Source organism: Kitasatospora misakiensis, assembly GCF_042656005.1.
In the GTDB taxonomy this organism is placed as follows: Bacteria; Actinomycetota; Actinomycetes; order Streptomycetales; family Streptomycetaceae; genus Kitasatospora; species Kitasatospora misakiensis.
This window is the reverse complement of the sequence record NZ_JBHSOF010000004.1, coordinates 62,292-83,859: the sequence shown is the minus strand read 5'-3', so window position 1 is coordinate 83,859 and position 21,568 is coordinate 62,292. Positions and strand designations below refer to the sequence as shown.

General features: G+C 74.3%; 24 protein-coding genes. 12 read left to right on the top strand and 12 right to left on the bottom strand.

Going from position 1 to position 21,568, the window contains the following annotated elements:
- Nucleotides 1–35 precede the first annotated feature (35 nt).
- The 4 genes from ACFP3U_RS05465 (at nt 36) to ACFP3U_RS05450 (ending at nt 3,900) form a co-directional block, all read left to right on the top strand.
- On the top strand, nt 36–596 hold the full coding sequence (locus ACFP3U_RS05465; protein WP_380224036.1) for a hypothetical protein: 561 nt from the start codon (nt 36–38) through the stop codon (nt 594–596).
- A gap of 142 nt (nt 597–738) precedes the next feature.
- Nucleotides 739–2,046: a magnesium transporter MgtE N-terminal domain-containing protein gene (locus tag ACFP3U_RS05460; protein ID WP_380224035.1), complete on the top strand. Its 1,308-nt coding sequence runs from the start codon at nt 739–741 to the stop codon at nt 2,044–2,046.
- A gap of 49 nt (nt 2,047–2,095) precedes the next feature.
- Entirely contained in the window at nt 2,096–2,683 is a 588-nt protein-coding gene (locus tag ACFP3U_RS05455; RefSeq protein ID WP_380224157.1) for a DUF1003 domain-containing protein, read from the top strand.
- Between the two features lie 56 nt (nt 2,684–2,739).
- On the top strand, nt 2,740–3,900 hold the full coding sequence (locus tag ACFP3U_RS05450; RefSeq protein WP_380224034.1) for an Mrp/NBP35 family ATP-binding protein: 1,161 nt from the start codon (nt 2,740–2,742) through the stop codon (nt 3,898–3,900).
- 74 nt (nt 3,901–3,974) lie between these two features.
- Here ACFP3U_RS05450 and ACFP3U_RS05445 read toward each other — a convergent pair whose 3' ends face one another.
- From ACFP3U_RS05445 to sigE, 4 genes are all read right to left on the bottom strand, one after another.
- Nucleotides 3,975–4,649 (bottom strand): hypothetical protein, encoded by a 675-nt coding sequence (locus ACFP3U_RS05445; RefSeq protein ID WP_380224033.1) that lies wholly within the window; start codon nt 4,647–4,649, stop codon nt 3,975–3,977.
- Between the two features lie 212 nt (nt 4,650–4,861).
- On the bottom strand, nt 4,862–5,305 hold the full coding sequence (locus ACFP3U_RS05440) for a sec-independent translocase (protein ID WP_380224032.1): 444 nt from the start codon (nt 5,303–5,305) through the stop codon (nt 4,862–4,864).
- A gap of 143 nt (nt 5,306–5,448) precedes the next feature.
- Entirely contained in the window at nt 5,449–6,453 is a 1,005-nt protein-coding gene (locus ACFP3U_RS05435; RefSeq protein WP_380224031.1) for a zf-HC2 domain-containing protein, read from the bottom strand.
- Nucleotides 6,450–7,193 carry an RNA polymerase sigma factor SigE gene (gene sigE, locus ACFP3U_RS05430; RefSeq protein WP_380224156.1) on the bottom strand — a complete coding sequence of 248 codons (744 nt, stop codon included), beginning with the start codon at nt 7,191–7,193 and terminating at the stop codon, nt 6,450–6,452. The genes ACFP3U_RS05435 and sigE overlap by 4 nt, the downstream gene beginning before the upstream one ends.
- A gap of 353 nt (nt 7,194–7,546) precedes the next feature.
- On the opposite strand from sigE, the gene ACFP3U_RS05425 reads away from it, so the two are divergent.
- On the top strand, nt 7,547–8,179 hold the full coding sequence (locus ACFP3U_RS05425) for an O-methyltransferase (RefSeq protein ID WP_380224155.1): 633 nt from the start codon (nt 7,547–7,549) through the stop codon (nt 8,177–8,179).
- Nucleotides 8,180–8,327: 148 nt separating this feature from the next.
- Here the strand turns inward: ACFP3U_RS05425 and ACFP3U_RS05420 are convergent, their stop codons facing one another.
- Nucleotides 8,328–8,495: a DUF3117 domain-containing protein gene (locus ACFP3U_RS05420; protein ID WP_014137929.1), complete on the bottom strand. Its 168-nt coding sequence runs from the start codon at nt 8,493–8,495 to the stop codon at nt 8,328–8,330.
- Nucleotides 8,496–8,785: 290 nt separating this feature from the next.
- Here ACFP3U_RS05420 and ACFP3U_RS05415 point away from each other — a divergent pair, with 290 nt between their 5' ends.
- The gene (locus tag ACFP3U_RS05415; protein WP_380224030.1) at nt 8,786–9,586 is read left to right on the top strand and encodes an enoyl-CoA hydratase-related protein; all 801 of its coding nucleotides are present in this window, start codon (nt 8,786–8,788) and stop codon (nt 9,584–9,586) included.
- An 18-nt stretch (nt 9,587–9,604) separates the two neighbouring features.
- Here ACFP3U_RS05415 and ACFP3U_RS05410 read toward each other — a convergent pair whose 3' ends face one another.
- Nucleotides 9,605–10,195 carry a DNA-3-methyladenine glycosylase I gene (locus ACFP3U_RS05410; protein ID WP_380224029.1) on the bottom strand — a complete coding sequence of 197 codons (591 nt, stop codon included), beginning with the start codon at nt 10,193–10,195 and terminating at the stop codon, nt 9,605–9,607.
- On the bottom strand, nt 10,192–10,641 hold the full coding sequence (locus ACFP3U_RS05405) for a DivIVA domain-containing protein (RefSeq protein ID WP_380224028.1): 450 nt from the start codon (nt 10,639–10,641) through the stop codon (nt 10,192–10,194). Before ACFP3U_RS05405 ends, ACFP3U_RS05410 begins: the two co-directional genes overlap by 4 nt.
- A gap of 156 nt (nt 10,642–10,797) precedes the next feature.
- Between ACFP3U_RS05405 and folP the strand changes: the two genes are divergently transcribed.
- A complete protein-coding gene (gene folP, locus ACFP3U_RS05400) occupies nt 10,798–11,610 on the top strand; it encodes a dihydropteroate synthase (RefSeq protein ID WP_380224154.1) in 813 nt (270 codons plus the stop codon).
- 31 nt (nt 11,611–11,641) lie between these two features.
- On the opposite strand, the gene ACFP3U_RS05395 is transcribed toward folP, so the two are convergent.
- Together ACFP3U_RS05395 and dapE are read right to left on the bottom strand one after the other, a co-directional pair.
- Nucleotides 11,642–12,451 (bottom strand): LOG family protein, encoded by an 810-nt coding sequence (locus ACFP3U_RS05395; protein WP_380224026.1) that lies wholly within the window; start codon nt 12,449–12,451, stop codon nt 11,642–11,644.
- A gap of 134 nt (nt 12,452–12,585) precedes the next feature.
- Entirely contained in the window at nt 12,586–13,659 is a 1,074-nt protein-coding gene (gene dapE / locus ACFP3U_RS05390; protein WP_380224025.1) for a succinyl-diaminopimelate desuccinylase, read from the bottom strand.
- Between the two features lie 146 nt (nt 13,660–13,805).
- Between dapE and ACFP3U_RS05385 the strand changes: the two genes are divergently transcribed.
- Together ACFP3U_RS05385 and ACFP3U_RS05380 are read left to right on the top strand one after the other, a co-directional pair.
- Entirely contained in the window at nt 13,806–14,831 is a 1,026-nt protein-coding gene (locus tag ACFP3U_RS05385) for a VldE C-terminal domain-containing protein (protein WP_380224024.1), read from the top strand.
- 313 nt (nt 14,832–15,144) lie between these two features.
- On the top strand, nt 15,145–15,930 hold the full coding sequence (locus ACFP3U_RS05380; RefSeq protein ID WP_380224023.1) for a hypothetical protein: 786 nt from the start codon (nt 15,145–15,147) through the stop codon (nt 15,928–15,930).
- 114 nt (nt 15,931–16,044) lie between these two features.
- Here ACFP3U_RS05380 and dapC read toward each other — a convergent pair whose 3' ends face one another.
- Together dapC and fdxA are read right to left on the bottom strand one after the other, a co-directional pair.
- On the bottom strand, nt 16,045–17,196 hold the full coding sequence (gene dapC, locus ACFP3U_RS05375; protein WP_380224022.1) for a succinyldiaminopimelate transaminase: 1,152 nt from the start codon (nt 17,194–17,196) through the stop codon (nt 16,045–16,047).
- Between the two features lie 21 nt (nt 17,197–17,217).
- Nucleotides 17,218–17,544, bottom strand: coding sequence for a ferredoxin (fdxA, locus tag ACFP3U_RS05370; protein WP_030459925.1), 327 nt, complete (start codon nt 17,542–17,544; stop codon nt 17,218–17,220).
- A 173-nt stretch (nt 17,545–17,717) separates the two neighbouring features.
- Here fdxA and ACFP3U_RS05365 point away from each other — a divergent pair, with 173 nt between their 5' ends.
- Together ACFP3U_RS05365 and ACFP3U_RS05360 are read left to right on the top strand one after the other, a co-directional pair.
- Nucleotides 17,718–18,701, top strand: a complete 984-nt coding sequence (locus tag ACFP3U_RS05365; RefSeq protein WP_380224021.1) for a GNAT family N-acetyltransferase — start codon at nt 17,718–17,720, stop codon at nt 18,699–18,701.
- 77 nt (nt 18,702–18,778) lie between these two features.
- Entirely contained in the window at nt 18,779–19,660 is an 882-nt protein-coding gene (locus tag ACFP3U_RS05360; protein WP_380224020.1) for a transglutaminase family protein, read from the top strand.
- A gap of 17 nt (nt 19,661–19,677) precedes the next feature.
- Here the strand turns inward: ACFP3U_RS05360 and ACFP3U_RS05355 are convergent, their stop codons facing one another.
- Nucleotides 19,678–20,310: a response regulator transcription factor gene (locus ACFP3U_RS05355; RefSeq protein ID WP_380224019.1), complete on the bottom strand. Its 633-nt coding sequence runs from the start codon at nt 20,308–20,310 to the stop codon at nt 19,678–19,680.
- Between the two features lie 77 nt (nt 20,311–20,387).
- On the opposite strand from ACFP3U_RS05355, the gene ACFP3U_RS05350 reads away from it, so the two are divergent.
- On the top strand, nt 20,388–21,335 hold the full coding sequence (locus ACFP3U_RS05350; protein WP_380224017.1) for a MerR family transcriptional regulator: 948 nt from the start codon (nt 20,388–20,390) through the stop codon (nt 21,333–21,335).
- The last annotated feature ends 233 nt before the right edge of the window (nt 21,336–21,568 follow it).

Genomic DNA, 21,568 nt, shown 5'->3' with positions numbered 1-21,568 from the left:
GCGGCCCGTACCACGCAGGCCGTACGCTGTGCGCCATGGACCGTACGCCCGCCGCAGCCGCGACCGCCGACGACTTCCTCGACCGGGCCCTGCTGGAGGAGGCCGCGAAGAAGTCCGGACTGCTCTGGGTCCTGGCGGACGGCCAGGAGCACGCGCGGGCGCTCTGGCACGCCTGGCACGACGGCGCGGTGGTGGTGGTCGGCGACGGCGCCGAGCAGCCGCTGCACGGGCTGGCCGGCGGGGCGGGCGCGACGGTCACCGTCCGCAGCAAGGACAAGGGCGGCCGACTGACCGGCTGGCAGGCCCGGGTGGTCGAGCTGGCCCCGAAGAGCGAGGCCTGGCTGGGCGCCGTCGAGGAGCTGAAGGGCAAGCGGCTGAACGCGCCGGACACCGACGCCATCGCCGACCGCTGGGCCCGTGAGTGCCGGGTGCTGCGGCTGGAGCCGGCCGGGGCGGCGGGCGCCGAGCTCGCCGAGCGGCCCGGAGCGATGCCGGAAGGCTCGCACGCCACGGCGCCGATGGCCACGCCGGCCACCACCCGCCGGCCGATCCCGGCGGGGCTGCCGAAGCTGCTGCTCAAGCGCCGCAAGGGCTGACGCAGCGCCACACCCTCCCATCCGCCCCCGTTCGCCCGATTCGCCCGGCCCCCACCGAGCCCGGGCGGAGCCGCCCGAGTAGCCTTGGCCGCGGGGCGTGCCCGCGACGCCCGACCGGGCGTCGAGCGAGGCGAGGGAGTCCATGGCAGGGCCAGCCAACCGGGTCTTCATCTCACACCTGGCCGGCATCGCCGTCTTCGACCCGAACGGCGACCAGGTCGGCCGGGTGCGGGACGTCGTCGTCGCCCTGCGGATCGGCAGTCGCCCGCCCCGGGTGCTCGGCCTGGTGATCGAGGTGGTCGGCCGGCGCCGGATCTTCCTCCCGATGATCCGGGTGACCAGCCTGGAGTCCGGCCAGGTGATCACCACCGGTGTGCTCAACATGCGCCGCTTCGAGCAGCGCCCCGCCGAGACCCTCGTCCTCGCCGAGTTGCTGGACCGCACCGTCACCTGGACCAAGACCGGCCAGGAGGTCACCGTCCTGGACGTCGCGATGACCCAGACCCGGCTGCGCGAGTGGGAGATCGGCAAGGTCTTCGTGCAGGTCGGCCGGATCGGCCGGCTGCGCAAGGCCCGCGGCGAGACGCTCACCCTGGGCTGGCAGGACGTCACCGGATTCACCCTGCCGGAGGAGAACCAGGGCGCCGCCAACCTGCTCGCCACCTTCGACCAGCTGCGCGCCGCCGACCTCGCCAGCGTCATGCACCACCTCTCGGCCAAGCGCCGCGCCGAGGTCGCCGCCGCACTCGACGACGAGCGGCTCGCCGACGTCCTGGAGGAGCTGCCCGAGGACGACCAGGTCGAGATCATCGGCAAGCTGAAGGACGAACGGGCCGCCGACATCCTGGAGGCGATGGACCCGGACGACGCCGCGGACCTGCTCTCCGAGCTGCCCGGCGAGGAGGCCGAACGGCTGCTCCAGCTGATGGAGCCGGACGAGGCCGAACCGGTCCGCCGGCTGCTGACCTACGAGGAGAACACCGCCGGCGGTCTGATGACCACCGAGCCGATCGTGCTGGAGCCGGACGCCACGGTGGCCGAGGCGCTCGCCCGGGTGCGGGTCTCCGACCACAAGCCCGCGCTGGCCGCCCAGGTCTTCGTCTGCCGCCCGCCGAACGAGACCCCGACCGGCAAGTACCTGGGCACCGTGCACTTCCAGCGGCTGCTGCGCGAACCCCCGTACACCCTGGTCGGCTCGCTGGTCGACGACGACCTCGACCCGCTGCCGCCGGACACCCCGCTGACGCTGATCACCAGCTACCTGGCGACCTACAACATGGTCGCCGCGCCGGTCGTCGACGAGGCGGACCACCTGGTCGGCGCGGTCACCGTCGACGACGTGCTCGACCACCTGCTGCCGGAGGACTGGCGGGAGGCCGCGCTGCACGGCGGCCCAGGCGAGGAGCAGGCCGACGAACCGGACGAGAGGGAGGTGACCGGTGGACGCTGACCGCAAGGGCCGGCGGGAGGAGTCCCCCCGCCAGCGGCTCAAGGGCGAGCTGCGCGAACTGCGCCAGCTGCGCGCCCGCGAGGGCGCCCGGGACCGCCGGACCGAGACCGTCTCGCTCGGCCCGGCCTCGCGCAACCGGCTCGACCAGCCGCGCACCGGCCGCCCCGGCCTGCTCACCCTGCCGTCCTACGACCCCGAGGCCTTCGGCAAGCTCTCCGAACGGATCGCCCGCTTCCTCGGTACCGGCCGCTTCCTCGTCTGGATGACGGTGGTGATCATCCTCTGGGTCGCCTGGAACACCCTGCTGCCGGACGTGGCCCGCTTCGACGACTACCCCTTCATCTTCCTCACCCTGGTGCTCTCGCTCCAGGCCTCCTACGCGGCGCCGCTGATCCTGCTCGCGCAGAACCGCCAGGACAACCGGGACCGCGTCAACATGGAGCAGGACCGCGCCGCCAGCGACCGCAACATCGCCGACACCGAGTACCTCACCCGCGAGGTCGCGGCCCTGCGCCAGGGCCTCGGCGAGGTCGCCACCCGCGCCTACATCGGTTCCGAGCTGGGCAGCCTCCGCTCCGAACTCCAGTCGCTGCTCAAGGAGATCGACGACCGCCGGGAGGCCCCGGAGCCGCTGTGACCCGCGGCACGCTACCGGCCGGTTAAGCACCCCCCGCGGCGCCGTACCATCAAGGCATGGCCAACGAGACAGAGGTTGCGGCCGGCGTCACGGAGGAGTCCGTGCGCCAGGCGCTGGCGACCGTCAACGACCCGGAGATCAACCGCCCGATCACCGAGATCGGCATGGTGAAATCGGTCGGGATCGGCGAGGGCGGCGCCGTACGGGTCGCGGTCTACCTGACCGTCTCCGGCTGTCCCATGCGCGACACCATCACCACCCGGGTCCGCGAGGCCGTCGGCCGCGTCCCCGGCGTGACCGACGTCGAGGTCGAGCTCGACGTGATGAGCGACGAGCAGCGCAAGGAGCTCTCCCAGCTGCTGCGCGGCGGCGCCCCCGAGCGGGAGATCCCGTTCGCCAAGCCCGGCACGCTGACCCGCGTCTACGCCGTCGCCTCCGGCAAGGGCGGCGTCGGCAAGTCCTCGGTGACCGTCAACCTGGCGGCCGCGATGGCCGCCGACGGCCTGAAGGTCGCCGTGGTGGACGCCGACATCTACGGCCACAGCGTGCCGCGCATGCTGGGCGTCGACGGCCGGCCCACCCAGGTCCAGGACATGATCATGCCGCCGCAGGCGAACGGCGTGAAGGTCATCTCGATCGGCATGTTCACCCCGGGCAACACCCCGGTGGTCTGGCGCGGCCCGATGCTGCACCGCGCGCTGCAGCAGTTCCTGGCCGACGTCTACTGGGGCGACCTCGACGTCCTGCTGCTGGACCTGCCGCCCGGCACCGGCGACATCGCCATCTCGGTGGCCCAGCTGGTCCCCAACGCGGAGATCCTGATCGTCACCACCCCGCAGATGGCCGCCGCCGAGGTCGCCGAGCGGGCCGGCACCATCGCGGTGCAGACCCACCAGAAGATCGTCGGCGTGATCGAGAACATGTCCGGCATGCCGTGCCCGCACTGCGACGAGATGATCGACGTCTTCGGCACCGGCGGCGGCCAGACCGTCGCGGAGGCGCTCACCCGCACCGTCGGCGCCACCGTCCCGGTGCTCGGCTCGATCCCGATCGACGTCCGGCTGCGCGAGGGCGGCGACGACGGCCGCCCGGTCGTCCTGGCCGCCCCCGACTCCCCCGCCGGCACCGCCCTGCGCGCCATCGCCGGCAAGCTCGGCGGCCGCCAGCGCGGCCTCTCGGGCCTCTCCCTCGGCCTCACCCCGAAGAACAAGTTCTGACGCACCGACGACAGGGGCCCGCCGGTTCGTACCGGCGGGCCCCTGTCGCGTGTCCGGGCTGTTGAGGACGGCCTCTACGGGCGGGTGTAGGCCGTGAGGTCGGGGACGGTGGCGAAGCCGGCGCCGTAGGCGCTGATGCCGCGGCCGTAGGCGCCGAGCATGACGCCGGGGGCCTCGCCCGCCAGCACCCAGCCGTACTCGGACTCGCGGTAGCGGAACGGCTGCGGCAGGCCGTTCACCGGGAGGCTGAGGGTGGACCAGCCGGAGCCGGCCAGGTCGTCGGCGAGGTCCCAGGCGAGCGCGGACTGCTGGTCCAGCCAGTCCTGGCGCAGCGCCCGGTCCAACTGGCCGGGCCAGGTCGCGGCCAGCAGGCCGGAGCCGGCCAGCCAGGCCGCGGACGAGGCGGAGGTCGCCTCCAGGGTGCCGGTGTTGTCGGCACTGCGCCGGCTCTCCCGGCGGGCGACCGTGACGGTGACGGCGAACTTGCGCATGTCGCGCGGCTCGTACTGGCGGGCCGGCTCCTCGCCGTGACCCAGGCTGCCGTAGTCGACGGTGCCGTGCGCGCCGGAGCGCGGGCCGCCGAAGCCGCTGGGCAGCAGGAAGCGGCGGCCGTTCCAGCCGTCGTCCAGTCCGTACCAGGGGAAGTCCGCGGCCAGGTACGGCACCAGCGGGTCCGCCGGGCCGGCCTGTCCGCCGACCATGGGTCCGCCGGCCGTGGCCGTTCCCACCGCCTGACTCGTCGCGTCCATCCCCGGAGCCTCCTCAACGACGTTTGCCTGCCGTGGTGCGCTCCCATCGTGGCGTACCGCGGCGCCCCCGCCGACCGACTTCGGCCCGGACGGGACCGGAAAGTGACAGACGGCACAGCGGGCACAATCAGCACAATAGCGGCGCACACGCCGACGCCCCGCTCAGCCGTGCGGCTCGGCGGGGCGGGGGTGTCCCGGATGCCGGACGGGGCCTACGTCGCGTCGGGGTCGAACGGGGGGCGCTCGCCCACCGCGAGCGGGGCTCCGGCGGACGCGGGGGCCGGGCCGGCGGCCTTGTCGAAGGAGACGCTGCCGCTGCGGCCGTGGCCGTTCACCGGCGCGGCCGGCTTGTCGTCCAGCACCGAGCGGATGTCCAGGGTGTCCCGCATGTCCTTGAGGCCCAGCGGGTCCTCGTCGCCGCCCATCAGCTGCTTGCGGACGAAGGTCTTCGGGTTGAGGTCCTCGAACTCGAAGTCCTTGAACTCCGGCCCCAGCTCACTGCGGATGTCCTCCTTCGCGGAGTCCGCGAAGGACCGGACCTTCCGGATGAAGCCCATGGTGTCCTGGATCAGCTTCGGCAGCTTGTCCGGACCGAAGATCACGATGGCCATGATGACCAGGGTCAGGATCTCCAGTGTGCCCACGTCGCTGAACACCAAAGCTCCCTAAGCTCTCGGCCGGATCGGACAAACGCTCCTCACAGCGTAATGGCCATCGGCGGGTCCGTGACCCCCGGTGTGATGAAGCCGTGGTGAAGACCCGCCGATGACCGCGCGACCCCTGAGGGGGCCGGCGAGGTCTATCTGTTCTCGCGGTGCAGACCGGCGAGACCGGAGCTCGGTGTGCGCTCGGGGAGCTCGTGCGACGGCCACGCGCCCCGGATGTCCGCCACCGGGCGGAGCGGCAGGTCCGCCGCCGGCACCTGGGCGTTCATCGGGACCATGCCGCCCCGGCCGCCGCCGGCCGGGCTGATCGTGGTGCCGCGCTGCTCCTCGCCCTGGTCGGCGATGCCGCCGACGCCGCCGAGCGTCACCGCGGCCACCGAGAAGGCGCCGGCCGCCGCGAAGACGAAGCGCCGGCCGCGCGGCGGGACCGGCCGGACCACCGGGGCGATCGCGGCCGCGGCCGCCGCCAGCGGCTGGACCAGGGCGTCCGGGCGGGTGGCGCGGCGTCCGATCAGCGGGCGCAGCACCGAGCCGCCGCGGCCGAAGGCCCGCGGGTCGACGCCGGGCACCGGGGTGTCCGCCCCGAGCGCCCCGCCGCCGAAGGAGGCCCCGGCGCCGCGGCCGAACGAACCGCCGTTCAACCGGCTGCCGCCGAGCGTGCCCGGGGCGGCCACACCGCCGCCGGGCAGGTCGTCGTCGTCCCGGCGCGGCCGGTCGGCGCCCGGCTGCCGCTCGTCCTCCGGGAGCGCCCCGACGGCCATCAGCCGGGCCATCAGCCCGGAGGACAGGCCGGGCGTGCCGGTCCGGGTCAGCAGGTGCTTGACGGCGCGGCCCTCGTCGGCCTCGGCGAGGCACTGCGGGCAGGTCGCCAGATGGGCCTGGACGCGCTCGCGCGAGTCGTGGCCGAGTTCGCCGTCGACGAAGGCGGACAGCCGCTCCCCGAGGTGGTGCTCCTCGGCGGGCTCGACCGGCCGGACGGCGACGGCGCGCAGCGCCGGCTCGCCCGGCGGCACGGGACCGTCGGCCGGCCCCGGTCCGTCCTGGCCCCGGCGGCCCAGCGCCGGCCAGCCGGCGCGCCGGGCGGCCGTACGGCCGGGGGTGTCCGGACAGTCCGGCCCTGACCGGCCGGTTGCGCTCACGATCGCCTCCGTCCGCGCCCGCCCGGCACGGCCGGGGCCTCACCGACTCCGGCGCCGACCGGGACCGGCTGCTCCTCGGCACCGCCGCCGCGGCGCTCACGGCCGGGGGCCGAGCCGGGGGCACGGTGCTTGAGGGCGGCGCGCAGGTGCGAACGGCCGCGGTGGATGCGGCTGCGGACGGTGCCGAGCTTGACGCCGAGCGTCGCGGCGATCTCCTCGTAGGAGAGGCCCTCGATGTCGCAGAGCACCACGGCGGCACGGAACTCGGGCGCCAGGGTGTCCAGGGCCTGCTGGACGTCGGCGTCGAAGTGGGTGTCGCTGAAGTGCTGGGCCGGGCTGGGCTCGCGGGAGGCGAGCCGCTCGGCCGCGTCCTCGCCGAGCGCGTCGAAGCGGATGCGCTGGCGGCGGCGGACCATGTCCAGGAAGAGGTTGGTGGTGATCCGGTGCAGCCAGCCCTCGAACGTGCCGGGGGTGTAGGTGGACAGCGAGCGGAAGACCCGGACGAAGACCTCCTGGGTGAGGTCCTCGGCGTCGTGCTGGTTGCCCGTCAGGCGGTAGGCCAGCCGGTAGACGCGCGCGCTGTGGGCCTCGACGATCTCCTCCCAGCTGGGCGGAGTCCAGGTCTGCGCGTCGGGGCCCTCGGAGAAGGTCGCGAGAGCGGGAGCCTCGGCGGCGCCGGCGGCCGGCGCGTCGTGCGCGGCGGTCGGCTGGTCCAGGGTGGAGTGCGCAGGCTGGTTCATCACGGGCTTCGGCGTACGGGCCGACGTGGTGCCGCGGGAGTGCCGCCGCACAGGGACGTCGCCCTCGGCCACACCTCCTCGGTTGGCTCTTCTGCCCAGCAGGGCCACCACCATATCCACCTCGCCCGTCAAGCCCGGATAAGAAGTCTCCGGGACCGCGTCCGGCATCTCCGGCGTCGTCCGGCCCGGAGGACGGCTCCCGGAGGGTCTCCGGGACGGCCTGTTCCCCCGGTCCCTGCTTCACCAACGGCCCGCCGCCGTACGCGGTTCCCGCCCGGCCAGTAACCTGTGGCAGGAAATATCGACATCCGCTCGGCGCCGGGCCGCCACCCGGGGCTCCGAAAGAGGCAGCCATCAGCGAGTTCGGGCCCGCGCGCGCGGCGCTCTCCGACACCTTTGTCGGCGAGGACGCGGTGCTGACGTACGCCCGGGCGCAATCCGCGCGCACCGGGATCCGGGCGATCGGCCCGAGCGGGGGTGCCTGCCTGCGGCTGATGGCCGCCGCGCTGGACGCCAAGGCGGTGGCCGAGATCGGCACCGGGACGGGCGTCTCCGGGGTGTACCTGCTGCGCGGGATGCGACCGGACGGCGTGCTCACCACCGTCGATTCGGAGCCGGTGCGCCAGCAACTGGCGAAGGAGGCCTACCAGGCCGCCGGGTTCGCGGCCAACCGGTCGCGGTTCATACCGGGCCGGGCGCTGGACGTGCTGCCGCGGCTCGCCGACGGCCAGTACGACCTGGTCTTCTGCGACGGCGACCCGGCGGAGTCCGGCGAGTACCTGGCGGAGTCGCTGCGGCTGCTGCGGCCGGGCGGGATGGTCTGCTTCGAGGGCGTGTTCCAGGAGGGCCGGCTGGCCGAGCCGGAGCTCCAGGACCCGCAGACCCGGTCGGTCCGGGACCTCGTCCGGGACGTCCGGGAGAGCGACACCCTGCTGCCCGCGCTGCTGCCGGTCTCGGACGGGCTGCTCTGCGCCGTGAAGCGGTAGCGGCGCTAAAAGCGGTAGCCGGGCGCCCCGGGACGGGACGCACAGGGCCGGACCGTACGGCGCCGGAACGTACGGGGCCCGGGCCGACGAGATCGTCGTACCCGGGCCCGGCAGCACATCTCCAGGAGATGGCGAGCACCTGCTGCGGTCAGCCGCAGGCCTTCTTCAGGGCCTCGCCGAGGGCGTCGGCCTCGTCAGGCGTGAGCTCCACCACGAGGCGTCCGCCGCCTTCGAGCGGAACGCGCATGATGATGCCCCGCCCCTCTTTGGTGACTTCGAGCGGGCCGTCACCCGTCCGCGGCTTCATGGCCGCCATGCTCGTTCCCCTTCCTGCAACCGCTCAGCTACGCACCGGCAGTCCGTCCACCGCCGGTATCGAACGCATTGATCGGAAGCCATTATCCCGCATGCCACGGCCTGATGACCAACATCACTCTCGGTGCAACCTCGTCCGGACCGCCGCAATCCGTGCCAATTTCCGGCATAAGCCCCGGCGCGGCGCGGCTCCGTACGCCACCGGAAGGTGCGATACCTCACACTCCCCAGGTGGCCGTGCGCTCCGGCATCCTGGCAGCCGACGATCACGAGCAAGGGAGCTCCCGCCCAATGTCCGATTCCGTGCTGTACGAGCTGGACGGCGGCCTGGCCGTCATCACCGTCAACCGCCCCGAGGCGATGAACGCGCTGGACGTGGCGACCAAGGTGGCGCTGCGTGACACCGTGACCGCCGCCGCCGAGGACCCGGCCGTGCGCGCGGTGCTGCTGACCGGCGCGGGCGACCGGGCGTTCTGCGTCGGCCAGGACCTCAAGGAGCACCTGGGCCTGCTGAAGCGGGCCGAGGAGACCGGCGAGGGGGCGCTGAGGACCGTCGCCGAGCACTACAACCCGCTGGTGCGGGCGCTGGCCGGGATGCGCAAGCCCACCGTGGCCGCGGTCGGCGGGGTGGCGGCCGGCGCGGGCGCCTCGCTGGCCTTCGCCTGCGACTTCCGGATCGTCGCGGACACCGCCGGCTTCAACACCGCGTTCGCCGGGATCGCGCTGACCGCCGACTCCGGCGCCTCCTGGACGCTGCCGCGGCTGGTCGGCCACGCCAAGGCGACCGAGCTGCTGATGCTGCCGCGCACCGTGAAGGCGGCCGAGGCGATGGAGCTGGGCCTGGCCACCAAGGTCGTGCCGCTCGCCGAACTGGCCGCCACCGCCCGGGTGTTCGCCAAGGAGCTGGCCGAGGGCCCGACGGTGGCGTACGGCGCGATCAAGGAGTCGCTGGCGTACGGCGCGTCGCACTCGCTGAGCGAGCTGCTCGACAAGGAGGACGAGCTGCAGACCCTGGCCGGCGCGAGCGAGGACCACCGGATCGCGGTCCGCGCCTTCATCGCCAAGGAGAAGCCGGCGTACCTGGGCCGGTAGCCCCGGCGTCCGAGGGGGCTACCGCGTGAGCGCGGTGCGGACGTGGCAGTCGGCCAGGTGGTCGTCGACCAGTCCGCAGGCCTGCATCAGCGCGTACGCGGTGGTCGGGCCGACGAACCGGAAACCGGCCTTCTTCAGGGCCTTGGCCAGCGCCGTCGACTCGGGCGTGACGGCCGGCACCTCGTCCGTCGTACGGGGCGCCGGCCGGTCCGGGTCGCCGGCGAACCCCCAGATCAGCGCGTCCAGTCCGCCGTCGAGGTCACGGGCGACCCGGGCGTTGGCGATCGACGCCTCGATCTTGGCGCGGTTGCGGATGATGCCGGTGTCGGCGAGCAGCCGCTCGACGTCGGCCGGGCCGAACTCGGCGACCGCGGCGATCTCGAAGCCGGCGAAGGCGGACCGGAAGCCCTCGCGGCGGCGCAGGATGGTGATCCAGGAGAGGCCGGACTGGAAGGCCTCCAGACAGACCCGCTCGAACAGGGCGTCGTCGCCGCGGACCGGGCGGCCCCACTCGGTGTCGTGGTAGACGCGGTAGTCGTCCGAGGAGTCGCCCCAGCCGCAGCGGCGCAGCCCGTCCGCCCCCAGGACGGCGCCGGTGGCGGTGCTCACCGCTGCTCCCCCTCCGGCGCGGCGTCGTCGAGCTCGCGGGCCGCGGGGGCCCAGACGGACTTGGTGAGGGCGACGGCGGGCTCGACGACCTGGGCGAACTCCTCCAGGCCGGGCAGCGGCTCGGCGCCGGGCTCCGGGTGGTCGGTGGTCTCGACCGCGCCGCGCACCGCGGCCAGCGCCTCCAGCTCGGCGATCCGGGCGTCCCGGTGGGAGAGTTCGGCGCCCAGCCGGTCGAGGACGTCGTCCACCTCGTCCATCCGGTAGCCGCGCAGGGCCATCGGCAGGCGCAGCGCGTCCACGTCGGCGCGGCCCAGCGGGCGGTCCTGCGGCAGTCGGGCGGAGATCCGGTCCTGCACGGCCTCCGGGAGCGAGCCGCCGCCGCCGAGCGCCACCAGCGCGGCGCCGCCGACCACCACGGCCATGGCCACCACGATCACCCAGAACACGAGCGGTCCTCCCGATTTTCCGGCCGGCCCCGACAGGAGTGGGATCATGGTCCCGATGGGCCGGGGGCCATCATCGCACCCGCAGCAGCTCTGGAGGAGACATCGGTGGCACTGCGCCTGGGACCACGGGAATTCGGTGACGACGAGCTGGTGATCATGGCGATCGTCAACCGCACGCCGGACTCGTTCTTCGACAAGGGCGCGACCTTCGCCGACGAGGCCGCGTTCACCGCCGCCGACCGCGCGATGGCCGAGGGCGCCGCGATCCTCGACATCGGCGGGGTGAAGGCCGGGCCGGGCGACGAGGTGACCGTCGAGGAGGAGCTGCGGCGCACCGTGCCGTTCGTGGCGGAGCTGCGCAAGCGCCACCCGGAGGCCGTGATCAGCGTGGACACCTGGCGGCACGAGGTCGGCGAGGCGGTCTGCGAGGTGGGTGCGGACCTGCTGAACGACGCCTGGGGCGGGGTGGACCCGCGGCTGGCCGAGGTGGCCGCCCGGTACGACGTCGGGCTGGTCTGCACCCACGCGGGCGGCGCCGAGCCGCGTACCCGTCCGCACCGGATCGGCTACGAGGACGTCATGGCGGACATCCTGCGGGTGACCGTCGGGCTGGCCGAGCGGGCGGTGGGGCTGGGCGTGCGGCGGGACGCGGTGATCATCGACCCGGGGCACGACTTCGGGAAGAACACCCGGCACTCGCTGGAGGCGACCCGGCGGCTGCCGGAGATGACCGCGACCGGGTTCCCGGTGCTGGTGTCGCTGTCGAACAAGGACTTCGTCGGCGAGACGCTCGACCGGCCGGTGGACGAGCGGCTGCTGGGCACCCTGGCGACCACGGCGGTCTCCGCCTGGCTGGGCGCCCGGATCTACCGGGCGCACCAGGTGGCGGAGACCCGGCAGGTGCTCGACATGGTCGCCTCGATCCGCGGCACCCGCCCCCCGGCGGTGGCCCGCCGGGGGCTCGCCTGAGGATCCGCGCGGATCGCCGTCGGGATGCGGCCTAGATCTCGTGCACGGGCCGGCGGGCCTCGGCGAGGATCTTCATGACCTCGTCGATCTCGTCGGTCACCTGGAAGAGCTCCAGGTCGTGCGGGGCGGCCTTGCCCTGGGCGACCAGGGTGTCGCGGAGCCAGTCGACGAGTCCGCCCCAGTAGGCGCTGCCGAAGAGGATCACCGGGAAGCGGGTGACCTTCTTCGTCTGCACCAGGGTGAGCGCCTCGAACAGCTCGTCCAGCGTGCCGAGGCCGCCGGGCAGGACGACGAAGCCCTCGGCGTACTTCACGAACATCGTCTTGCGGACGAAGAAGTACCGGAAGTTCAGCCCGAGGTCGACGAACTCGTTGAGCCCCTGCTCGAAGGGCAGCTCGATGCCGAGCCCGACGCTGAGCCCGCCGGCGTCCGAGGCGCCGCGGTTGGCCGCCTCCATCGCGCCCGGGCCGCCGCCGGTGATCACCGCGTAGCCGGCCTCGGCCAGCGCCCGGCCGATCGCCACGCCCGCGGCGTACTCGGGTGAGTCGACCGGGGTCCGCGCGGAGCCGAAGACACTGATCGCGGGCGGGAGTTCGGCCAGCGCGCCGAAGCCCTCGACGAACTCGGAGGTGATCCGCAGGACCCGCCAGGGGTCGGTGTGCAGCCAGTCGGTCGGGCCGGTGGTGTCCAGCAGGCGCTGGTCCGTGGTGCTCTCGCCGACCTGGTCCCGGCGCACCAGCACCGGGCCCTTCTGCTTCTCGGGCCACGCCTTCTTCGGGCGCGGCTCGCCCACCTGCTCAGGACCGTGCCCGTAGTGCTTTTCGTCTCCAGTGCCTGTCATGACGAAACCCTACGCCCGCGTCCCGCCTTTTTCAGGCAACGGTGGAAGGTCGGTCAGGCAACCGGAAGATGGCGTTCGGCCGATGGTCGGACGGTCGGACCGGCCGCGCGGACCGGTCCGGCCGTCCGCCGGGTTCAGGCCGTCAGCCAGGCGCGCAGCCGCTCCTCGGTCTCGGCGATGGCGCTCAGCGAGCAGTGCTCGTCGCGCTTGTGCGCCATGTTCGGGTCGCCCGGGCCGTAGTTGACCGCGGGGACGCCGAGCGCGCTGAACCGGGCCACGTCGGTCCAGCCGAACTTGGCGCGGGCGGTGCCGCCGGTGGCGGCGAGGAAGGCCCGGGCGGCCGGCTGGTTGAGGCCGGGCAGCGCGCCGGGGGCGAAGTCGGTGACGGTGACCTCGAAGCCGTCGAAGACCTCGCGCACGTGCTTCTCGGCCCCGGCCTCGTCGCGGTCCGGCGCGAACCGGAAGTTGACCGTCACCACGCACTCGTCGGGGATGACGTTGCCGGCCACGCCGCCGTCGATGCGGACGGCGTTGAGGCCCTCGTGGTACTCAAGCCCGTCGATCTCGACCTTGCGCGCCCGGTACTCGGAGAGCCGGCGCAGCACCTCGGCGGCGTGGTGGATGGCGTTGTCGCCGAGCCAGCTGCGGGCCGAGTGGGCGCGGACGCCGGTCAGCCGGACCTGGGCGCGCAGGGTGCCCTGGCAGCCGCCCTCGACGACCGCCCCGCTGGGCTCCATGAGCACCGCGAAGTCGGCGGTCAGCCAGTCCGGGTGGGCCTGGGCGAGGTGGCCGAGGCCGTTGCGGTTCGCCTCCACCTCCTCGCAGTCGTAGAAGACGAAGGTGAGGTCCCGGTTGGGCTCGGGCAGGGTGGCGGCGAGCCGGAGCTGGACGGCGACGCCGGACTTCATGTCCGAGGTGCCGCAGCCGTACAGCAGGTCGCCCTCGACCCAGGAGGGCAGGTTGTCGGCGATCGGCACGGTGTCGATGTGGCCGGCGAGCAGCACGCGCTCGGCGCGGCCGAGGCCGGTGCGGGCGACCACGTTGTTGCCGTACCGGTCGACGGTCAGGTGCGGGAGGGCGCGCAGGGCGTCCTCCACCGCGTCGGCGAGCGCCTGCTCGTCGCCGCTGACGGAGGGGAAGTCGACCAGCTGGGCGGTCAGCGCGCCGCCGTCGAGGGTGAGGTCCAGGGGCGTCTTCGGGCTGCTCATGGTGGCCCAGCGTAGTCCTGCCGGGATCCCGGGCGGGGCCGGGCCGTGGCAGGCCTGTGACACCCTCGCGGCAACCGCCCGCCGCCGCACACCCGTCCGAGTGGGTACGGTGTCGGTTCGGAGTGCTCGGTTGGAGAGGGGCGGCGGTGGCCAGGCGGAAGAGCGGCGGCGGGGGCGAGGACGCGGCTCCGCCGCGGCGTCGCAGGCCGCTGCGGGTGGTGCTGATCGGTCTGCTCGTCCTGGCCGTGGTCGCGGTCGGCCTCTACTGGCTGCGCGACCAGAAGCTGCTGACCCCCGAGGGCTGCTCGGTGAAGACGCCGGCCGGCGAGGGGACGCTGGAGATCCCGCAGGCCGCCAACGCGGCGACCATCGCCGCCGTCGCGCACGCCCGCGCCCTGCCGGACCGGGCCGTGACCATCTCGCTGGCCACCGCGATGCAGGAGTCCAAGATCCGCAACCTGGCCGGCGGCGACCGGGACTCGGTGGGCCTGTTCCAGCAGCGGCCCTCGCAGGGCTGGGGCACCGTGCAGCAGATCATGGACCCGGTCTACGCGACCAACAAGTTCCTGGACGGCCTGGTGAAGGTGCCCGGTTACACCCGGCTACCGCTGACCGACGCGGCCCAGCAGGTGCAGAAGAGCGGCTACCCGCAGGCCTACGCCAAGCACGAGACCAAGGCCACCCTGCTGGCCTCCGCGCTGACCGGGCGCGAGGCGGCCGCGCTGAACTGCGTGGTGCGCGACTTCGCCGCGCCGGACACCGACGAGGAGGACGCCTCGCCGGCCCCGGCCGGGGCGACGCCGGCCACCGGTGCCGCGGCGCCCCGCCCGGACCGGGCGCAGGTGCTGAGCGACCGGGTGCGCCGGGAGTTCGGCCGGACGGTGACCCCGGCGGCCGGCTACACCTCGACGATCAAGGGCGCGGAGAACGCCGTCTCGCTGACCCCGGACCCGACCGCGTCCACCGACGCCGGGCCGGACGCCGAGCGGCAGAACGGCTGGGCGGTGGCGCAGTGGGCGGTGACCCAGGCGCAGAAGCTGGGCATCGAGACCGTCGCGTACGACGGGCGGATCTGGCGGAAGGCGAAGTCCGAGGACGGCTGGAAGCCGCAGCCGACGGGGACGTCCACCAAGCTGGTGCTGGTCTCGCTGGCTGCCCCCGCGAAGGGCTGAGCTCCGGCCCGGAACGCGGTACCGGGCGGTTGACGCACTGGTGTCCGGGTAGCCGCCGACCGGGTGATTCCCGTCAACGCAGGTGGACGCGGGGGTGTCCCGGCCGGGCGGGGCGCAGAACCGTCACTCCCCTTGGCCCGTCGCACGCGGACGCCCCCGGCCGGGCCCCGGGAGCGGCCCCCTCTGCGGTCCTACCATCCGATGGTCGGGCCGGCGTATTCCTTGCACCGACCGAAACCTTCTGGCTTCTCAAGCGGTAAGAACGTCGTCCGCCCGGCGGACGGTACGGACCCAGACCCCTTCGAGGAGCCCCATGTCTCACCCCCTCACGCGCCGGATCGCCCAGGCCGCGCTGCTCGTGGCGGCCGGCGCGACCCCGCTGGTCGCGGCCGGCTCCGCGTCCGCCGCCGACGCCCTGCTGCCGAAGAGCGACCTGGCCGCCCCGCTGGGCCAGCTGACCAACACCGACACGGGTTCCACCCTGCAGCACACCACCCACGAGCTGGGCCAGGCCGCCGGGAACACCGGCGCCGCCACCGTCGCCGCGGGCGTGCCGGCCACCGCCGACGCCACCGGCAACATCGTCGCCCACCAGCTCCCCGAGGCGAACGAGAAGGCCAGCTCGCTGACCGCGCCGGTCGACCAGACCGCCGCCACCACCGGCCAGCTCTCCGGTGTCACCCCGAAGGTCGCCAAGACCCTGGCCGGCAAGCTCGGCGAGGCCGTCACCGGTCACGCCGCCGGCCCGCAGCGCAGCTCGCAGGCCGGCTCCGGCCCGGTCGGCGGGCTCGCCCAGGCCGGCTCGGTCGCCAACGCCGTGCCCGGGGCGGGCGGCCTCACCCAGGCCGTGCCCAGCACCGGCGCCGTCACCGACGCGCTGCCGATCGGCGCCGTCGGCCGCGCCCTCCCCGGCGGCCTGACCTCCGACCTGCCCGGCGCCGACGTGCTCGGCCTGGCCGAGCACGGTTCGGCCAACCGCCTGGGCGGCGCCGACCTCGGCCCGAACAGCCCGCTCCAGGGCCTCGGCGGCCTGACCGGCGCGCTCGGCCCGGTCGGCGGCCTGCTGGGCGGCGTCAACGGCGGCGGCCTCGGCCTGTAGGACCGGCGCCCCGGGCGCCCCGGTCCCTGCGGCGCCCGGCTCCGACGACGGCGAAGGGGCCGGTGTTCCTCCTCGGAACACCGGCCCCTTCGGCCTTCTAGCTGCGAGCCTCAGTCAGCGGGCCGCGCGAAGCCGCTCCGCGGCCGCCTCGACCCGCTCGTCGGTCGCGGTGAACGCGACCCGGACGAACCGGTCCCCGGCCGGGCCGTAGAAGTCGCCGGGCGCCACCAGGATGCCCAGTCCGGCGAGTTCGGCGACGGTCTCCCAGCACGGCCGGTCCTGGGTCGCCCACAGGTAGAGGCTCGCCTCCGAGTGCTCGATCCGGAAGCCGTACGCCTCCAGCGCCGAGCGCAGCACCGCGCGCCGGGCCGCGTACCGCTCCCGCTGCTCGGCCACGTGCGCGTCGTCCCCGAGCGCGGCCACCGTCGCGGCCTGCACCGGCGCCGGCACGATCATGCCGCCGTGCTTGCGCACCTCCAGCAGCTCCCTGACCACCACCGGGTCGCCCGCCACGAAGGAGGCGCGGTAGCCGGCCAGGTTGGAGCGCTTGGACAGCGAGTGCACCGCCAGCAGGCCCTCGTGGTCGCCCCCGCACACCTCCGGGTGCAGCACCGAGACCGGCTCGGCCTCCCAGCCCAGCTCCAGGTAGCACTCGTCGCTGACCAGCAGGGCCCGGTGCTCGCGCGCCCACGCCACGGCGCGGCGCAGCTCGTCCGCGCCGAGCACCCGCCCGGTCGGGTTGGACGGCGAGTTGACCCAGAGCAGGCGCACCCGGGAGCCGTCCAGCTCGTCCACCGAGTCGTACGCGACCGGCTCGGCGCCGCAGAGCCGCGCGCCCACCTCGTACGTCGGGTAGGCCAGCCGCGGGTAGGCGACCTGGTCGCCGGGGCCGAGGCCCAGCTGGGTGGGCAGCCAGGCCACCAGCTCCTTGGAGCCGACGGTCGGCAGGACGGCCTGCGGGCCGATCTCGGCGCCGAGCCGGCGGTGCAGCCAGCCCGCGATCGCCTCGCGCAGCTCCAGCGGGCCCCAGACGGTCGGGTAGCCGGGGGTGTCCGTGGCAGCGGCGAGCGCCTTCTGGATCACCTCGGGCACCGGGTCGACCGGGGTGCCCACGGAGAAGTCGCAGAGCCCGCCGGGGTGGGCGAGCGCCGTGCTCTTGTACGGCTCCAGCTTGTCCCAGGGGAAGACCGGCAGGAGGTCGGAAACGCGGCGCGCCGCCCCCGGGTGGCCCGGGAACGGCGCGCGCGTGCTGTTCGTGGTACTCACAGCTCAGTTGCCACCGATCGGTCAGTGCTCGGCGTTCTGCGGCGGCAGAGCGGCGATGAACGGGTGGTCGCGTTCGATCAGCCCGAGCTTCGAGGCACCACCGGGCGAACCGAGGTCGTCGAAGAACTCGACGTTCGCCTTGTAGTAGTCCTTCCACTCCTCCGGCGTGTCGTCCTCGTAGAAGATCGCCTCGACCGGGCAGACCGGCTCGCAAGCGCCACAGTCGACACACTCATCCGGGTGGATGTAGAGCGATCGCTCGCCCTCGTAGATGCAGTCAACCGGGCACTCTTCGATGCAGGCCTTGTCCTTGACGTCGACACAAGGCTGCGCGATGACGTAGGTCACGCTGTCGTTCCTCCTCGGAAGGGCTCGGCGGCCCAGTTCTGTGTTCTCGCGTGCGCGGGTGAGCGCGGTGTCGTCGATGCCCGCCCCTAGTATCGCGGGTCGGAGACCGCAAATGCACAGGAGGTGCCCAGATGGCCGTCGAAGGGCCGGTTCAGCACCGTCCGGAGGTCCGGATGGATCGCTCTGACGTGGGCCGGAGGGTCTCCGTACGGCGACTCGCCGGATTCGCCGACGACAACCGGCCAGTCTTCCGCGACGCCATCGGCGTGCTCGCCGCCTGGGACGACGACGGCCTCACGGTGGTGCCGCGGGCCGGCGACCCGGTCTCCTTCGACGAGCGGCTGCTGGTCGCGGGCAAGGTGGTGCCGCTCTTCCCGGCCCGGCGCGCGCCGCTGCCGACGGCGGACCCGGCCGGGCTCCGCCGGATCGCCGCGCGCGGCTGGCCGGCGGTCGAACAGGAGCCGCTGGGCGCGTGGACGCTGCGCGCCTCGGCCGGCTTCACCCGGCGGGCCAACTCCGTCCTGGCGCTCGGCGACCCCGGCCGGCCGCTGGACGAGGCGCTCGCGGCCGTCCGGGCCTGGTACGCGGCGCGCGGGCTGCCGGCCCGGGTGGAGGTCGGCACCCCGGGTTCGCCGGAGGGGCTGCGCGAGGAGCTGGACCGGCTGGGCGCGACGTACGCGCCGACCCTGTTCCGGGTCGCGCCGCTGGCCGGGCTCGCCCGGACCGGGCTCCCCGCCGCGCTCCGCGAGGTCCGGCTCTCCCGGACCGCCGGCCCGGCCTGGCTGTCGCTGTACCGGCGGGCCGGCGGCGGCCCGGCGGTCGAGGAGGCCGCCCTGCGGGTCGTCCACGGCGGCCCGTCGGTCTGGTTCGCCACCGTCCCGGGCGCCGGGCCCGGGCAGCCGCCGCTGGCCGTCGGACGCTGCGTCATCGACGGACCGTGGGCCGGCTTCGGCGCGATCGAGGTCGCCCCGCACGGGCGCCGGGCCGGCCTGGGCACGGCGGTCATGGCGGTGCTCGCGGCCCGGGCCGCCGAGGAGGGGGCGAGCGGCGCGTATCTGCAGGTGGAGGCGGAGAACACCGGAGCGGTCGCGCTCTATGACGGGCTGGGCTTCACGACCAGTCACACTTACCAGTACGCACTCCTGCCGCAGGGGTAGGAGTCCCGGCCACGCCCCGTTCCTTCCTTGTCCCCGTCCCCTCCCCGCCCGACCGTACGAAAGCCGCCGCCACCGCCGTGACCGAGCAGAGCAGAGCACGCTTCCGGACCGAGGCCCGGGCCGAGCACCCCGATCCGGTGCTGCTCTGCCTGCTCGCGGCCGCCGAACACACCCCCGCCCCCGACCCGTCCGACCCGGACGGCCTCCAGGACCCGCCGGCGCCCGACGCCCTGCTCGCCGCCTGCGAGGCGGCGCTGGAACGGCACGCGGCCGCCGTACGGCGCGCCGTCGCCGAGCGGGCCCCGGCCGGGCCGGAGGAGACCGCGGCGCTGCTGGCCGCCGTCCTCGGCGGGCGCGAGCGGTTCCACGGGCGCACGTCCGACTACCGGCGGCTGGAGTCCTCGCTGCTGCCCGACGTGCTGCGGCGCCGACGCGGACTGCCGATCATGCTCTCGCTGGTCTGGTCGGCGGTCGCCCGCCGGGCCGGGCTCACCGTGCACGGGATCGCCCTGCCCGGGCACTACATCGTCGCGGTCGGCGGCCCCGCCGGCGGCGAGGACTACGTCCTGGCCGACCCGTTCCACGGCGGTCGGCTGCTCGACCTGGAGGACGCGGCCGAGCTGGTGCACACCGCCGGACACGAGTTCACGCCCGAACTGCTCACCCCCGCGCAGCCGCTGGACACCGTGCTGCGGGTGCTCGGCAACATCCGCGCCTGGGCCGCCGACCGGCCCGAGCACGCCCGCACCCAGCTCTGGGCCACCGAACTCGCCCTGCTGCTCCCCCGCCACCCCGCCCAGCTCCGGCTCGAACGGGCCGAACTGCTGGTGCGCACCGCGGACTTCCTGGGCGGGGCGCGGGAGATGGACGAATACGCGGAGATCCTGGACGCCTTCGACCCCGACGGCGCCGCCAAGGTCCGCCAGGAGGCCCGGGCCGCCCGCCACCGGCTGAACTGAGCGTCTCCTCCGGACCCCTACAACCAGCCCTTCTCGCGGGCGATCCGGACCGCCTCGGTGCGGTTGCGGGCGTCGGTCTTCTGGATCGCCATCGAGAGGTAGTTGCGCACCGTGCCCTCGGACAGGTGCAGCCGCCTGGCGATCTCCGCGTTCACCGCGCCGTCCGCCGCGGCCGCCAGCACGTCCCGCTCGCGGGCGGTCAGCGGGTTCGCCCCCTCGGCGAGCGCGGCCGCGGCCAGCGCCGGGTCGATCACCCGCTCGCCGCGCAGCACCCGGCGGATCGCCTCGGCCAGCTCGGCGGCCGGCGCGTCCTTCACCAGGAAGGCGTGCGCGCCGGACTCCATGGCCCGCCGCAGATAGCCGGGGCGGCCGAAGGTCGTCGCGATCACCACCTTGGTCTGCGGCCGCCGCGCGCGCAGCGCCGCCGCCGCCTCGATGCCGGTCATCCCCGGCATCTCGATGTCCAGCACCGCCACCTGCACGTCGTGCGCGACCGCCGCGTCCACCACCTCGTCCCCGCGACCGACCTGGGCGACGACGTCGATGTCCCCCTCCAGCCCGAGCAGCGCGGCGAGCGCCTCCCGGACCATCCCCTGGTCCTCCGCCAGCAGCACGCGCACGGAGGCCGGGCCGCCCTGAATCTCACTCATACCGCCCGACCTTACGGCGTACCGGTCACCCGAACCCCCTTGAGTCTCCCGTGGGGGGAGACGCCAGGCTGGTCCCCATGCGGGACGACGACACCCTGTACTCCATCGGAGAGCTGGCGCGGCGCACCGGACTGACCGTGAAGGCCGTCCGGTTCTACGCCGACACCGGGCTCGTCCCGCCCACCGACCGCACGGCGGCCGGGTACCGGCGCTTCGACGTGCACGCCCTGGCCCGGCTCGACCTGGTCCGCACGCTGCGGGAGCTGGGGCTCGACCTGGCCACGATCGGGCGGGTACTGGAGCGCTCCGCCCCGCTGCGCGAGGTCGCCGCCGCGCACGCCGACGCGCTGGACGTGCAGATCCGCACGCTCCGGCTGCGCCGGGCGGTGCTGCGGGCGGTGGCCGAACGCGGTTCCACAACTGAGGAGATGAGACTGATGCACAAGCTCGCCAAGCTGTCCGACGCCGAACGCCGGCGCCTCGTCCACGACTTCATCGACGCCACCTTCGGCGGACTGGACGCCAACCCCGAGTTCGTCGCCATGATGCGCTCCGCCATGCCGGAGCTGCCGGACGACCCGAGCGCCGAACAGGTCGACGCCTGGGTGGAGTTGGGTGAACTCGTCCAGGACGAGGACTTCCGCGCCGCCGTCCGCCGGATGGCCGTCCACCAGGCCGCCGACCGCGCGGCCGGCGACGACTCCGGCCTGCACGCCACCCTCACCGAGACCGTCCGCACCACGATCACGGCCGCCCTCGACTCGGGCGTCACCCCCGACTCCCCGGCCGCCGACGCCGTGCTCGACACCCTCGCCGCCGCCTACGCCACCACCTTCGGCCGCCCCGACGACCCCGCTCTGCGCACCTGGCTCCTCGACCGCCTGGACACCGCCAACGACCCCCGCGCCGAGCGCTACTGGCACCTCCTGGCCACCGTCAACGGCTGGCCCACCCACGAAAGCCTCCACACCGTCTTCGCCTGGTTCACCACCGCCCTCCGCGTCCGGGCGACGCCCCAGGAGTAGGAAGTCGATCACCCAGCCGACAGCCCAGTTCGCGAGGAGCGTGGCCGCACAGACGGCGAACAGGAAGAGCAGGCTGGCCAGGCCCTCGTCGTCGCTCCCGATCGGAGCGACGACGAGGGTTGCCACACCGTAGCCCGCCGCTACGGCGAAGGCTGCTCCGGCGATACGGGCGGCAATGTCAGTGGGGCGATGTGCGCGGGGGCGGCGCAGGCGAAGGCAGCCGTCGACGGTGA